The 13,393-nt window shown below is 37.3% G+C and carries 17 protein-coding genes; all 17 read left to right on the top strand.

Annotation, left to right across the window (positions count from 1 at the left end):
- Positions 1–7: 7 nt before the first annotated feature.
- The 17 genes from C1Y58_RS11265 (at position 8) to C1Y58_RS11185 (ending at position 13,366) form a co-directional block, all read left to right on the top strand.
- Positions 8–766 carry a DeoR/GlpR family DNA-binding transcription regulator gene (locus C1Y58_RS11265; protein ID WP_105616141.1) on the top strand — a complete coding sequence of 253 codons (759 nt, stop codon included), beginning with the start codon at positions 8–10 and terminating at the stop codon, positions 764–766.
- A 242-nt stretch (positions 767–1,008) separates the two neighbouring features.
- Entirely contained in the window at positions 1,009–1,794 is a 786-nt protein-coding gene (locus C1Y58_RS11260) for a class II aldolase/adducin family protein (protein ID WP_105616140.1), read from the top strand.
- Between the two features lie 19 nt (positions 1,795–1,813).
- On the top strand, positions 1,814–3,478 hold the full coding sequence (locus C1Y58_RS11255) for a propanediol/glycerol family dehydratase large subunit (RefSeq protein WP_105616139.1): 1,665 nt from the start codon (positions 1,814–1,816) through the stop codon (positions 3,476–3,478).
- Positions 3,479–3,490: 12 nt separating this feature from the next.
- Complete coding sequence (locus tag C1Y58_RS11250) at positions 3,491–4,102, top strand: propanediol/glycerol family dehydratase medium subunit (RefSeq protein WP_105616138.1); 612 nt, start codon at positions 3,491–3,493, stop codon at positions 4,100–4,102.
- Complete coding sequence (locus C1Y58_RS11245) at positions 4,099–4,497, top strand: diol dehydratase small subunit (protein ID WP_170311578.1); 399 nt, start codon at positions 4,099–4,101, stop codon at positions 4,495–4,497. Before C1Y58_RS11250 ends, C1Y58_RS11245 begins: the two co-directional genes overlap by 4 nt.
- 9 nt (positions 4,498–4,506) lie before the next feature.
- Complete coding sequence (locus tag C1Y58_RS11240) at positions 4,507–6,324, top strand: diol dehydratase reactivase subunit alpha (protein ID WP_105616137.1); 1,818 nt, start codon at positions 4,507–4,509, stop codon at positions 6,322–6,324.
- Between the two features lies 1 nt (position 6,325).
- Complete coding sequence (locus tag C1Y58_RS11235) at positions 6,326–6,643, top strand: glycerol dehydratase reactivase beta/small subunit family protein (RefSeq protein WP_157950053.1); 318 nt, start codon at positions 6,326–6,328, stop codon at positions 6,641–6,643.
- 10 nt (positions 6,644–6,653) lie between these two features.
- Entirely contained in the window at positions 6,654–7,628 is a 975-nt protein-coding gene (locus C1Y58_RS11230; RefSeq protein WP_105616135.1) for a cob(I)yrinic acid a,c-diamide adenosyltransferase, read from the top strand.
- Positions 7,628–9,031 carry an aldehyde dehydrogenase family protein gene (locus C1Y58_RS11225; protein WP_105616134.1) on the top strand — a complete coding sequence of 468 codons (1,404 nt, stop codon included), beginning with the start codon at positions 7,628–7,630 and terminating at the stop codon, positions 9,029–9,031. Before C1Y58_RS11230 ends, C1Y58_RS11225 begins: the two co-directional genes overlap by 1 nt.
- 36 nt (positions 9,032–9,067) lie before the next feature.
- Positions 9,068–10,282 (top strand): zinc-dependent alcohol dehydrogenase, encoded by a 1,215-nt coding sequence (locus C1Y58_RS11220; RefSeq protein WP_105616133.1) that lies wholly within the window; start codon positions 9,068–9,070, stop codon positions 10,280–10,282.
- A 60-nt stretch (positions 10,283–10,342) separates the two neighbouring features.
- A complete protein-coding gene (locus C1Y58_RS11215; RefSeq protein WP_105616132.1) occupies positions 10,343–10,651 on the top strand; it encodes a BMC domain-containing protein in 309 nt (102 codons plus the stop codon).
- A 37-nt stretch (positions 10,652–10,688) separates the two neighbouring features.
- Positions 10,689–10,967: a BMC domain-containing protein gene (locus tag C1Y58_RS11210; protein ID WP_105616131.1), complete on the top strand. Its 279-nt coding sequence runs from the start codon at positions 10,689–10,691 to the stop codon at positions 10,965–10,967.
- An 11-nt stretch (positions 10,968–10,978) separates the two neighbouring features.
- Complete coding sequence (locus C1Y58_RS11205; protein ID WP_105616130.1) at positions 10,979–11,257, top strand: BMC domain-containing protein; 279 nt, start codon at positions 10,979–10,981, stop codon at positions 11,255–11,257.
- A 143-nt stretch (positions 11,258–11,400) separates the two neighbouring features.
- Positions 11,401–11,673 (top strand): BMC domain-containing protein, encoded by a 273-nt coding sequence (locus C1Y58_RS11200; RefSeq protein WP_105616487.1) that lies wholly within the window; start codon positions 11,401–11,403, stop codon positions 11,671–11,673.
- A gap of 43 nt (positions 11,674–11,716) precedes the next feature.
- Complete coding sequence (locus C1Y58_RS11195; RefSeq protein ID WP_105616129.1) at positions 11,717–12,364, top strand: phosphate propanoyltransferase; 648 nt, start codon at positions 11,717–11,719, stop codon at positions 12,362–12,364.
- A 157-nt stretch (positions 12,365–12,521) separates the two neighbouring features.
- On the top strand, positions 12,522–12,788 hold the full coding sequence (locus C1Y58_RS11190; protein WP_105616128.1) for a EutN/CcmL family microcompartment protein: 267 nt from the start codon (positions 12,522–12,524) through the stop codon (positions 12,786–12,788).
- 26 nt (positions 12,789–12,814) lie between these two features.
- On the top strand, positions 12,815–13,366 hold the full coding sequence (locus C1Y58_RS11185) for a BMC domain-containing protein (protein ID WP_105616127.1): 552 nt from the start codon (positions 12,815–12,817) through the stop codon (positions 13,364–13,366).
- Positions 13,367–13,393: the final 27 nt, after the last annotated feature.

Below are 13,393 nucleotides of genomic sequence, written 5' to 3'. Positions count from 1 at the left end.
TGAGAATTTGCTTGCGATAGATAGAAGAAATGAGATATTAAAGAAAATACAAATTGAGAAAAGTGTTAAGGTACCTGAACTTAGTTCTCTCTATCAAGTGACAGAGGAGACCATACGTCGTGATTTAGAGAAGTTGGAAAAGGATGGTCATGTTAAGAGAACATATGGTGGTGCTGTATTAAGTGAAAGCACTAATGCGGATTTATCTGCTACTATTCGAGAAACGACTAACATGGATGGAAAGAATCGGATTGGAAAGAAGACAAGCGAAATGATCAAAGATGGAGCTACTGTCATCATGGATTCGAGTACAACAGCTCTTTATGTTGCAAAGTTTCTTAAAAACAAACATCATGTCATAATCACTAATTCATTGAAGATACCTAATGAATTGCTTGGTAGCGATGAAAGCCAAGTCATTCTTACAGGTGGAACGCTCAATGACAAATCCATGAGTTTCATTGGTCATTTAGCTGAGAGAGCTTTTGATAATTACTTTGTTGATGTAGCTATAGTGAGTTGTAGAGGTATAAGTCAAGATAAAGGTATAACTGAACCTAATGAGATGGAAGCGGAAATAAAACGTAGAATGATTAAGTCCGCTGAAAAAATTATTATGGTAGTTGACCATACCAAGTTTAACCATAAGGCATTTGTGAAGTCTTATGAATTTGAAGATGTTGACTACATCATTACAGATCAATCACTTCCAATAACTTGGCAAGAATTTTTTAAAGAAAAAAACATAGAAATCATATATGCATAAAGTGATTAAAACCCATGATTCTAAACGGATCATGGGTTTTTTATGATGACTATTACTAATAGTTTGCAAATAAGATATACTTCTGAAGATTTCTGTGTTTCAAAGAGAATACAATGAAAGCAAAACTATATGACAACAAAAAAACAAATAAATGTTGACTATAAAGATGAACCCTGTTAAAATAAAGATAAATCAAAGAAAAACAAATAAAAACCACAACATTCAAATTTAGGAGGTACATAATGTTTGGAGAATACGATATAAAAAAAGAAATTTGTGAAATAGGTAGAAGAGTTTATCAAAATGGCTTTGTTGCTGCTAATGATGGTAATATCTCTGTTAGAATTAGTGAAAACGAAGTACTCTGTACACCTACAGGTGTATCAAAAGGATTCATGACACCGGATATGATCTGTAAAGTAGATCTTGATGGCAAAGTCTTATCAGCATCTGGTGGTCATAAACCTTCATCAGAAGTAAAAATGCATTTACGTGTTTATAAACAACGTAAAGATGTCAAATCTGTGGTACATGCTCATCCGCCATATGCGACAAGTTTTGCTATTGCTGGTATACCACTTGTTCAACCTATCATGCCAGAAGCTGTTATTTCATTAGGATGCGTACCTATAGCTGAATACGGTACACCATCTACAGAAGAGATTCCAGATGCAGTTGAAAAATACCTTGATAATTATAATGCGGTATTACTTGAAAATCATGGTGCATTAAGCTGGGGAGATTCTTTGATGGGTGCTTACTTCAAAATGGAAGGTTTGGAGTTTTATGCGAAGTTATTAGCCATCTCAAAACAAATTGGTGGACCTAATGAGTTACCTGAAAATCAAGTTAAAAGATTGATTGATCTTAGAAAAAATTATGGATTAACTGAAGTACATCCTGGTATGCGTTGTTATGGTGGTGCTTGTAGCACTGAACCACAGAAAGCCGCAGTAACAAGTCAAGAGGCAGATATTAGTCAGATTGTAAGTGAAGTTACAAGAAGAGTTATTGAGCAAATGAAGTAATCTATGGAGAGTGAATGATATGAAACGCTCTAAAAGGTTTGAAATACTTGATAAACGTCCTGAAAATCAGGATGGTTACATTAAAGAATGGGCTGATAAAGGTTTTGTAGCCATGTCCAGTCCCCATGATCCTAGACCATCAATCAAAATTAGAGACAATAAAGTTATAGAGCTAGATGGAACTAAACGTGAAGATTTCGATTTTATTGATCAGTTCATAGCAGATTACGCCATTGATCTTTCAAGTGCTGAGGAAATGATGGCAATGGGTAGTTTGGATATCGCAAGAATGTTGACGGATATTCATGTTAGTCGACAAGAAATCTTACATATTGTTAGTGGCTTAACACCAGCTAAGATCGTTGAGGTTCTTAATCATTTAAATGTGGTAGAAATGATGATGGCGATGCAAAAGATGCGTGCAAGAAAGATTCCAGCCAATCAAGCCCATATAACCAATAAAAGAGATAATCCTGTACAAATTGCAGCTGATGCAGCTGAAGGAGCGCTTAGAGGATTTGCCGAAGAAGAAACAACCGTAGCTGTTGCTAGATATGCACCCTTTAATGCTATTGCATTGTTAATTGGAGCCCAAGTGGGTCGCCCGGGAGTGTTAACCCAATGTTCTGTTGAAGAAGCTGTAGAATTGGATTTAGGAATAAGAGGGTTTACAACCTATGCTGAAACCATTTCCGTGTACGGTACAGAAAATGTTTTCATAGATGGTGATGATACACCTTACTCAAAAGCATTTTTAGCTTCAGCTTATGCATCACGAGGTCTGAAGATGCGATTTACTTCAGGTTCTGGATCAGAAGTACTTATGGGGAATGCAGAAGGTAAGTCCATGTTGTACTTAGAGGTACGATGCATCATGCTAACAAAAGGTGCTGGTGTCCAAGGTCTACAAAATGGTTCGGTAAGTTGTATCGGTATTCCTGCTTCTGTTCCAAGTGGTATTCGAGGTGTTTTGGCAGAAAACTTAACAGCAGCAATGTTAGATCTAGAAGTAGCATCTTCAAATGATCAAAGCTTCACTCACTCAGATATGCGACGGACTGCCAGAACCATGATGCAGTTTTTACCAGGAACAGACTTTATTTTCTCTGGTTATAGTGGTACACCCAATTATGACAATATGTTTGCAGGATCAAATTTTGATGCTGAAGATTTTGATCTGTACAATATCCTTCAAAGGGACTTAATGGTTGATGGAGGGTTAAAACCTGTTAAAGAAGAAGAAGTCATTAAAGTTAGGAATAAAGCAGCAAAAGCTGTTCAAGCTGTCTTTAAAGAACTAAGTCTAGGGATTGTGACAGATGCAGAAGTTGAAGCGGCTACATATGCTCATGGCTCTGACGATATGCCCGACAGAGATGTAGTGATGGATATTGCAAATGCTGAAGAGTTATTGCAAAGAGGCATTACAGGAATTGATATTGTTAAAGCATTATACCGTTCAGGTTTTAAAGGAGTCGCCGAGAATGTTTTAAATATGCTAAAGCAAAGAATTTCTGGTGACTATTTACAGACTTCTGCCATACTCAATAAAGAATTTCATGTTATAAGTGCCATTAATCAACCTAATGATTACAGTGGACCAGGTACAGGATACCGTATTTCTAAAGAACGTTGGGAAGAAATCAAAGACATTCCACATATCATCGAAGTTGATGAACTGTGAGGTGGTGAATAAGTGGAAATATCCAATCAATTAATAGAACAAATCACAGAGCTTGTAGTACAAGAGCTTAAGAAGATAGAAAGTTTGGATGATCTTTCTACCGAGAAGAAGGCGATCAAGGGGAAAGATCCTAAGGAAGTAGTCATTGGTCTTGGTCCAGCATTTCTTAAGACCATCAACAAGACCATCAATGGATTACCCCTTTCACAAGTGATTAAAGAAATCATGGCAGGCATAGAAGAAGAAGGTATGGTACCTAGAGTGATAAGAGTTCATAAGACTTCTGATGTAAGCTTTATTGGTAAAGAAGCAGCTGTACTGAGTGGTTCTGGAATAGGTATAGGTATACAATCAAAGGGAACGACGATTATTCATCAAAAGGACCTCTATCCATTAACAAATCTTGAATTATTCCCGCAAGCACCTCTATTATCACTCGAGACTTATCGTGCCATCGGAAAAAATGCTGCCCGTTATGCTAAAGGGATCAACGTGAAACCTATTCCAACTGAAAACGACCATATGGTGCGTGCGAAATATCAAGTAAAAGCTGCATTAATGCACACCAAAGAAACAGAACTTGTACGTAAAAATGCTGGCTCAACTCAGGAGGAAATATTATGATTAAATATCCTTTATCTGAAAACCATACTGATACATTAACGTCGAGAACAGGTAAAAGACTTTCTGAAGTATACATTGAAGATGTTTTAGCTGGAACGGTCACAGCTGAAGATATTAAAATTTCTAAGGATACCTTGAAAATGCAGGGAGAAGTTGCCAAAGATCACGGTAAGAAGCAGATGGCTAGAAATTTCACTAGAGCTGGCGAACTTGTAGAAGTAAATGATCAGTTGATATTAGAAATATACAACAAACTTAGACCCAATCGATCAACAAAAAAAGAACTCATGGATTATGCTGTACATCTTGAAACAAAATACATGGCTTTTGAAACAGCTATGCTGGTGAGGGAGGCGGCAGAGGTTTATGAGCGTAGAGGAATTTTGATGGCGTAGGTGATCAATATGGCTATTATTGCAGGTGTTGATATAGGAAATTCTACAACAGAGATTTGTTTAGGTTCTTATAGGAATAAGGAACTTCAGTTCTTAGGTAGTTCTGAAGTAAAGACAACTGGAACCAAGGGAACATTGGAAAATGTTCACGGAGTTTTGCATGCCTTAAAAAAAGTTCTTCATCAATTAAACTTAAAAACAGAAGATTTAGATGTTATTCGGTTAAACGAAGCGGCACCTGTTATAGGAGATTCTGCAATGGAGACGATAACTGAAACAGTCATAACAGAATCGACCATGGTTGGTCATAATCCAGATACACCTGCAGGAGTTGGATTAGCTGTTGGCTATACAGTGGATATTCTGGATCTTGATAAGAGTGCCATAGATAGAGATTATCTGGTTCTAGTTAATGAAATGGATTATGAGAAAGTTGCATGTAAGATCAATGATCTTACTAAAAAGGGCTATAGAATTAACGGGGCTATCTTAAAAAATGATGAAGCCGTTTTAGTATCTAATCGGCTAACACATATGATACCTATTATTGATGAAGTTAAAGGGCTTCACAAAATTCCTATTAACATGCTAGGTGCCATTGAAGTAGCAACAGAAGAACGTACTATTAAGATGTTATCCAATCCTTACGGTATAGCAACTATCTTTAAGTTGGATCAGGAAGCAACAAGGTTGATTATCCCTATTGCAAAAAGTTTAGTTGGTAATCGCTCTGCTGTTGTTATACGAACACCAGAAGGAAAGGTAGCAGAACGTAGCATACCAGCTGGAAAGATTCGTCTTATGACTGAAAATAAAAGTAGCGTCATTGATGTGGACCATGGTGCAGAAATGATCATGGAAGCAGTTAATGGACTCAACGAGCTCTTAGATGTTAATGGCGAAGAGAATACCAATGTAGGCAACATGTTCAGTCGTATGAAATCAGGTATGGCAAAGTTGACTAATAAAAAGGTTAAAGATATCCATGTAAAAGATTTATTAGCTTTAGATACTATTCTTCCAATAACAGTTCAGGGTGGTATAGCTGGGGAAGTAGCCATGGAAAAAGCAGTCGCTATGGCTGCAATGGTAAAAACCGATTATTTACCCATGGAACAGATAGCTACGGCAATAAAAGAAACCACGGGTATTCATACAGAAGTAGCTGGTATTGAAGCCGTTATGGCATCAATAGGTGCATTGACGACACCTGGAACTGGTCTTCCACAAACAATATTAGATCTTGGTGGAGGGTCAACAGATATTGCGTATTTAAATCAAGAAGGTAAAGTTCTTTCAGAGCACTTTGCTGGTGCAGGACAAATGGTAACCATGCTAATCAACTCAGAATTGGGTTTAGGAGATTTATATCTGGCTGAAAATATCAAAAGATATCCTGTTGCAAAAGTGGAAAGTTTATTTCATATACGACTAGAAAATGGCACAGTTAAGTTCTTTGATCACCCCTTTTCACCTCATTTATTTGGTAAGTTGGTTGTACTTGAAGAAAACAATATGATACCAATCAATCAATCCTTAACGATGGATAAAATAATCCACATTCGAAAGGAAGCTAAAAAGAAGGTCTTCATTACCAATGTACTAAGAGGACTCAAAAAGTTAGTTCAAGAAGATTTACAGCCACATCATATTGTCTTAGTTGGTGGATCAACTTTGGATTTTGAAATCCCTGGATTAATTTTAGAAGCTTTATCATCAAAAGGATATGTGGTCGGTAGTGGCAACATTCGTGGAAGATGTGGACCAAGAAATGCTGTTGCTACAGGATTAGTTCTGTCCTATAAGAATGATAGTGAAGAGGAATAATATGAATAAGCAACCAGTCATTATAATCTATTATGATAAAGATACTAGGCTTTTAAGAGAAGTAAAGGCAGGGATTGAAGAAGAAAGTGTCTATTATGAAGTATTAAAATATGAAGGACTAAACTGTGAAGCACTTGCTAGTGAGGCTTCTAGGAACTCATTATTAGGAATTGGGATAGGTATAAGATATAAAGAAATTAATCTTTCTGTTGATAAGATAAGTGACCCGCTCATAAAAGTTCCTAATGCAGAGTTGAAAGAAGCAAGGCTAATTGGATGTAATGCTGCTAGATACGCTAAAGGACTTCCCTTGAAATGAAGGTGATAGGATGAAAGTATATACAAGATCTGGAGATAAAGGTCAAACGAGTTTATGGAATGGTGAAAGATTAAGTAAAAATCAAGCCCACATAAGACTTCTAGGAGATATTGATGAACTGACTTCTGCTCTGGGTGTTGCAAGAAGCCATTTAACAGATGAGAACATGAAAAAAGAAATTAAGCTCATCCAAGAACAATTAGTTCTCGTTATGGGAGAAATAGCAAAACATGAAACTTCCATAGGTAAGATCACGATGGTCCATGTGAAAAGAATTGAGAATGCTATCGATAACTATCAAAATCGTTCTTTAAAACATGAAACCTTTATTACGCCTGGTGATTACCAAAAGTCGGCATTTCTCGACTTGGCCAGAACCGTAGCTAGACGTGCTGAAAGACAGCTTTATGAGGTGGATCAAAATGATGAGATATCGGATAGAATAAAGCAGTTTATTAACCGTCTATCAGATCTCTTATATACAATGGCTAGATATAACGATTTTATAGAAGAGGTAGAGGAAAAGGTCAAGCAACAACTGAGTAATCGAGAGGTTAAACTCGTGAAACAACATGTACTCAATCTTAATAAAGCCACTGAGCTTATAAGAATAGTAGAATATGAAGCAGAGAAAAGAGGTATTCCTGTTGTCATTGCTGTCTCTAATTCAGCAGGGCATACCATTGCAGTTCATTCTATGGATCATGCATTGATAGCAAGTTTTGAATTAGCAGTAAATAAAGCTTTTACAGCAGTAGCCGTTAAAATGTCTACAGAAAAACTTGGTGAACTATCCAATCCTAAGCAACCACTCTATGGGATTCAATTTTCTAATAATGGTAGAATTGTTAACTTTGGTGGAGGTATTCCATTATTTCAAGGTAATGAATTAGTAGGGGGGATTGGAGTAAGTGGCGGTTCAGCACACCAAGATATTGAACTAGCAGAGTTAGGAGCTAGAGTATTTAAGGAAGGAGGGATTTAATGGCAATAACAGATGTAGATGTACAGAATATTGTTAAACAAGTTTTAAACCAATTGTCAGATACACCAAGTAGGTCTATACAAGAAGAGACTGGTATTTACCATAATATTGATAGTGCCATAGCAGCAAGTATCCGTACACAGAAGATACTGCATCGTATGCCAATGGAGTTCCGAGAAAAAATCATAGCAAATATCCGTAAAAAAACCATCCAGAATGCAACCAAGATGGCTGAGTTAGGTGTCATGGAAACTGGTATGGGTCGTATCGGTGATAAAATTATTAAACATCAATTAGTTGCAGAAAAAACGCCAGGTACAGAAGATATAGTCACAACAGCTTGGTCCGGTGATCGAGGGTTAACGCTTATCGAACAAGGACCCTTTGGTGTTATAGGGGCAATAACGCCATCAACTAATCCAAGTGAAACTGTTATCTGTAATGCCATAGGTATGTTAGCTGGAGGGAATACTGTTGTATTTAATCCTCATCCAGGTGCTATTGGTATATCAAATTTTGCCGTCCAACTCGTTAACGAAGCCTCAATAGAAGTTGGTGGTCCAGATAACATAGCTACATCCATATTAAAGCCAACTCTTGAGAGTGCAGATATATTATTTAAACACCCTGAGGTGCCGTTGCTTGTTGCCACTGGTGGACCTGGTGTTGTAACAGCTGTACTCTCATCCGGGAAGAGAGCCATTGGTGCAGGTGCGGGTAATCCTCCAGTTGTTGTAGATGAAACGGCTGATATAAAGAAGGCAGCAGCTGATATTGTTAATGGCGCTACGCTAGATAATAATTTACCATGTATCGCAGAAAAGGAAGTTATTGTTGTGGGTGAAGTAGCAGATGAACTCATGTATTACATGGAGCAAAATGATTGCTATAAAATAGAAGATCAACTCATTGAAAAATTGGCTGAGACTGTTCTTGTTAATAAAAATGGCAAGTATGTCATTGATAGAAAATGGGTTGGTAAAGACGCTTGGAAGATATTAAGAGCCATTGGCGTTGATGCTGATGAATCAGTAAGATGTATTATTTTTGAGGCTGGTGCAGATCACATCTTAGTTGAAGAAGAATTAATGATGCCTATACTTGGTATTGTAAGAGCTAAAGATGTGGATGAGGCGATAGAAATAGCTATAAGGTTAGAACATGGTAATCGACATTCAGCACATATGCATTCCAAAAATGTGGATCATCTTACACGTTTTGGTCAGCAAGTAGATACAGCCATTTTTGTCAAAAATGCACCTTCTTATGCGGCTTTAGGTTTTGGTGGTGAAGGGTACTGTACATTTACCATAGCCAGTCGTACTGGAGAAGGGCTTACATCTGCAAGAACATTTACAAAAAGTAGAAGATGTGTTATGGCGGAAAGTTTGTGTATTCGTTAAACGATTCCATACTGTAATAAGAAAGGAGCGCTGAGATTGGAAATTAGTCATATCAATATTGAAGATATAGTCAAGCAAGTTGTATCTGAGCTTAAAGTTAATTCAGTTCAAGACACTGGCATGAAAAATAATCAGTTTTCTGCGGTACCACAAATGGCAAAGGCAGCTGTTCTTGTTGATAAGAAACGAATAGACGTTAAGGCATTTAATATACCAGAAATCAATGATGATGAAATGCTCGTTAAAGTTGAAGGTTGTGGAATATGTGGTACTGACGTTCATGAGTATAAAAATGATCCTTTTGATCTAATACCAGTAGTCTTAGGTCATGAAGGAACAGGTGAAATCGTTAAGATAGGAAAGAACATCAAGAAAGACACCATGGGACAATCGTTACAGCTAGGTGATAAAATTGTAACATGTACCATACCATGTGGTGAATGTGATGCATGCCTCAACATGCCAGAAAAAGACAACCTGTGTGAGAATTCTGGTATCTATGGTTTGATTCCAGATGATGATGTTCACTTAAATGGGTGGTTTGGTGAGTACTTAGTTATACGTAAAGGCTCTACATATTTTAAAGTTAATGATATGAATCTAAAACAAAGAATCTTAATAGAGCCTGCTGCTGTCACTGTACACGCTGTAGAGCGAGCAAAATCAACTGGTCTCTTAAGTTTTAATTCATCTGTTCTTGTTCAAGGTTGCGGTCCTATTGGACTTATGTTACTAGCTGTTGTAAGAACCATGGGTATTGAAAACATCATTGCTGTAGATGGTGATGAACAACGTTTAGCTATGGCAAAGCGATTAGGAGCTAAGTATACAGTTAATTTTAAGAATTACAAAGATAATGATGAAGTGACTCGTCGTATCAAAGAGATAACCAGTGGTCGAGGAACAGACTTTGCATTCCAATGTACAGGGGTTCCAGCAGCTGCATCGAACATATGGAAGTTCATTAAACGTGGCGGCGGGCTCTGTGAAGTTGGGTTCTTTGTTGACAATGGTCATTGTAGTATTAACCCGCATTTTGATATTTGTAATAAGGAAATAACAGTAGTAGGTTCATGGGTTTATAAAGTAACGGATTATCCTATCACATTTGATTTTATAAGAAGAGCAACAGGTATTGGTTTACCAATTGAAGAACTTATTACTCATGAGTACGGCTTAAACGAGTTGAATGAAGCTATGGCAACTAATATGAAACAGGCAGGTATTAAAATAGCCTACATTAACAAGTAAAAGCTTTAGATTATTTTGAATACCAAATACAGAATGGATGATCAAAAGGAGCACGAACCGATGGGTCAGGCAATTGGATTATTAGAAGTTTTTGGTCTTGCATGTGCTTTTAAAGCAGCTGACGCAGGCTGCAAAGCTGGTAATGTGACCATTGATGCATTTGATAAGAATAAGCCTTTAGGGGCAGATAAACTTCCTGTACCACTGTTAGTATGCATCAAATTTAGGGGAAGCGTAGAAGATGTAAAAGCTGCAATGGATGCGGCGATTGTAGAGGCAGAGCAAATGACAGGTGTCTATCAAAAGCATATCATTGCGCGACCAGAAGGAAATATCGAACCATTTTTAGAATTGAACTGTTTAAAATAAATGATATTAATATCTAAGAAAAATGAAGGAGGAATTTATGATGAATGAAGCATTAGGAATGATTGAAACTAGAGGGTTAGTAGCAGCAATAGAGGCGGCAGATGCAATGGTTAAAGCTGCAGACGTAAAACTAATTGGAACAGAAAAAATAGGTTCAGGTCTTGTAAGTGTCATGGTAAGAGGTGATGTTGGTGCAGTAAAGGCTGCAACGGAAGTTGGTGGGTCCGCTGCCTCTCGTTTAGGAGAATTAGTAGCAGTTCATGTTATCCCACGACCAAACTCAGACGTAGAAAAAATCTTACCAACACTTAAATAAGGTAGGTATACATGAAAGCTATAGGACTTATAGAAATCAGGGGGTTAGTCCCTGCCATAGGTACAATCGATACCATGACTAAAACAAGCGACGTTGAATTTTTAACATGGGAAAAGAAACTTGGAGGATGGTTAGTGACGATTATTATTGAGGGTGAAGTATCTGCTGTACAGATGGCTATAGAAGCAGGTGCTTCAAATGCCATTGGAAAAGTTGCAGCAACAGCAGTCATTCCTAATCCTCATCCTGAAATAATCAAGCAAATCAAAGTAAGTAAAAGTAAATTATAGAAGGTGAAGAAATGCCTCGTAAAAAGGAAGTAAAAGATACTACAAATGCAGTAGAAGAGAAAACGAAAGATGTAAAAAAAGTAAAGGTCATTGATATTGATCAAGATAATAAAAAAGGCAAAACAATCAAGGAGGTCCATAAGATGGAAGCATTAGGTATGATAGAAACAAGAGGTTTAGTAGCAGCAGTTGAAGCAGCAGATGCAATGGTGAAAGCTGCAAATGTTCAATTAATTGGAACAGAAAAAATAGGTTCAGGTTTAGTAAGCGTTATGGTTAGAGGCGATGTTGGAGCTGTTAAAGCAGCTACTGAAACAGGAGCACAAACAGCAGGGCGCTTAGGCGAAGTTGTAGCAGTTCATGTAATCCCACGTCCTCATGCAGATGTAGAAAAGATTTTACCAGCTATTAAATAAATCCAAATTAATATCAATAATTGGATAAGAAAAGGTGAAATAAATGGATAAAGAAAAATTAATTGCTGATATATCAAAATTAGTATTGCATCAGCTTCAAGAGAAGGATTGCAATACCAACGATAACCTTATTCCAGTCGGTGTTTCAGCTAGACATATCCATTTATGCAAAGAAGATTTAGAGAGATTATTTGGCGAAGGACATGAATTAACACCTATGAAGGAATTGATGGGGGGACAGTTCGCTTCCAGAGAATTAGTGACCATCATAGGTACTAAGTTAAGAGCTATTGAAAATGTCCGTGTACTTGGACCGATACGCTCAGCTACACAAGTTGAGGTTTCTAAAACAGATGCTATTCGATTAGGTGTTAACCCACCAATTCGTCCATCTGGTGATATAAGTGGTTCTGCTCCTTTAACGGTTGTAGGACCAAAGGGGGCTATTAACCTCAAGGAAGGGTGTATAGTAGCTCAACGTCATATACATATGACACCAGAGGATGCCAAAAGACTTGGAGTGGAGGATAATGAAATCGTCAAAGTAGAAGTGCTGGGAGGGAGAGGAGGCTCTCTCTCTCATGTCCAAGTTAGAGTTCATGAATCCTTTAGATTGGAAATGCATTTGGATACAGATGAAGCCAATGCAATGGGAATTAAGTGTAATGATCCTGTAGTAATCATTCATTGAATTTAAAGAATAGCTCTATAGAACTCCTTATATAGGTTCTGTACCTATCATGTTAAGTAAATGAATAAGGAAAGTTATGCAGATAAAATATAACATGGATATTAAAGAAGATGGGCTTGAAGCCCAGAATTTCTTATAAGAAAATGAGGTGATAGCCTTGATTCTTGGAAGAGTTATAGGAACAGTAGTTTCAACAAGAAAGCATGATACCTTAACAGGATGCAAGTTTCTAATTGTAGAAACTATTGAGGAAATGGGGCAACAACGTATGGTAGCAGTAGACACTGTTGGGGCAGGTATTAGTGATCTCGTTATGGTGGCACAGGGAAGTAGTGCTCGTATAGCTCACTATAAAGAGCATGCTCCTATTGATGCTGCCATTATTGGAATCATTGATAATGAGAATGAAATTGTCATTAAATAGAGATAGAATAATTCGGGGTGTTAGTCATGGATAGAGCTTTAGGAATGATCGAATTTAAAACAATAGCTAAAGGCTTAGAAGCGTCAGATGCCATGGTCAAAACTGCTGAAATTAAAGTGGTATTAGCTCAGACCATGTGTCCAGGTCGATTTCTCATCCTAGTAAAAGGTAAACTTGGAGCAGTAAAAGCTGCTATTGAAAAAGGTAAAATGTTATATGATACAAATGTCCGCGATTCCTTCATTTTGGGTAATCCTCATGAAACCCTTTACGATGCACTTGATGGAAAGTATACGTATGAAAAGGTGGATGCTATGGGAATTATTGAAACCAGTGCGGTACCCTCTATACTCTTTGCAGCGGATCAGACAGCTAAAGCAGCTGAAGTAAAGCTCGTAAAAATAGCATTGGCGAATAACCTTGGTGGAAAAGGGCTCATTATCTTTACAGGTGAAATAGCAGCTGTTGAAGAATCTATTCAAGTTGCAGCCTTGAATTGTGAAAACAATGGTACTCTGATAGACTTCTCTCTTATACCAAACCCTGATAAGAAAATATGGGATGCTATTTGCGATTAATTCTAATATCCAATATAAACCCCGAGC

The organism is Vallitalea okinawensis (assembly GCF_002964605.1).
GTDB classification, from domain to species: Bacteria; Bacillota; Clostridia; order Lachnospirales; family PQDH01; genus Vallitalea_A; species Vallitalea_A okinawensis.
This window is presented reverse-complemented; position numbering and strand designations above follow the sequence as displayed.

Coding starts and splice junctions, on each gene's coding strand:
- C1Y58_RS11225 (WP_105616134.1), top strand. CDS start 7,628: ATGGCAATAACAGATGTAGATGTACAGAATATTGTTAAACAAGTTTTA.
- C1Y58_RS11205 (WP_105616130.1), top strand. CDS start 10,979: ATGAAAGCTATAGGACTTATAGAAATCAGGGGGTTAGTCCCTGCCATA.
- C1Y58_RS11255 (WP_105616139.1), top strand. CDS start 1,814: ATGAAACGCTCTAAAAGGTTTGAAATACTTGATAAACGTCCTGAAAAT.
- C1Y58_RS11230 (WP_105616135.1), top strand. CDS start 6,654: ATGAAAGTATATACAAGATCTGGAGATAAAGGTCAAACGAGTTTATGG.
- C1Y58_RS11260 (WP_105616140.1), top strand. CDS start 1,009: ATGTTTGGAGAATACGATATAAAAAAAGAAATTTGTGAAATAGGTAGA.
- C1Y58_RS11245 (WP_170311578.1), top strand. CDS start 4,099: ATGATTAAATATCCTTTATCTGAAAACCATACTGATACATTAACGTCG.
- C1Y58_RS11215 (WP_105616132.1), top strand. CDS start 10,343: ATGGGTCAGGCAATTGGATTATTAGAAGTTTTTGGTCTTGCATGTGCT.
- C1Y58_RS11200 (WP_105616487.1), top strand. CDS start 11,401: ATGGAAGCATTAGGTATGATAGAAACAAGAGGTTTAGTAGCAGCAGTT.
- C1Y58_RS11195 (WP_105616129.1), top strand. CDS start 11,717: ATGGATAAAGAAAAATTAATTGCTGATATATCAAAATTAGTATTGCAT.
- C1Y58_RS11240 (WP_105616137.1), top strand. CDS start 4,507: ATGGCTATTATTGCAGGTGTTGATATAGGAAATTCTACAACAGAGATT.
- C1Y58_RS11235 (WP_157950053.1), top strand. CDS start 6,326: ATGAATAAGCAACCAGTCATTATAATCTATTATGATAAAGATACTAGG.
- C1Y58_RS11185 (WP_105616127.1), top strand. CDS start 12,815: ATGGATAGAGCTTTAGGAATGATCGAATTTAAAACAATAGCTAAAGGC.
- C1Y58_RS11210 (WP_105616131.1), top strand. CDS start 10,689: ATGATGAATGAAGCATTAGGAATGATTGAAACTAGAGGGTTAGTAGCA.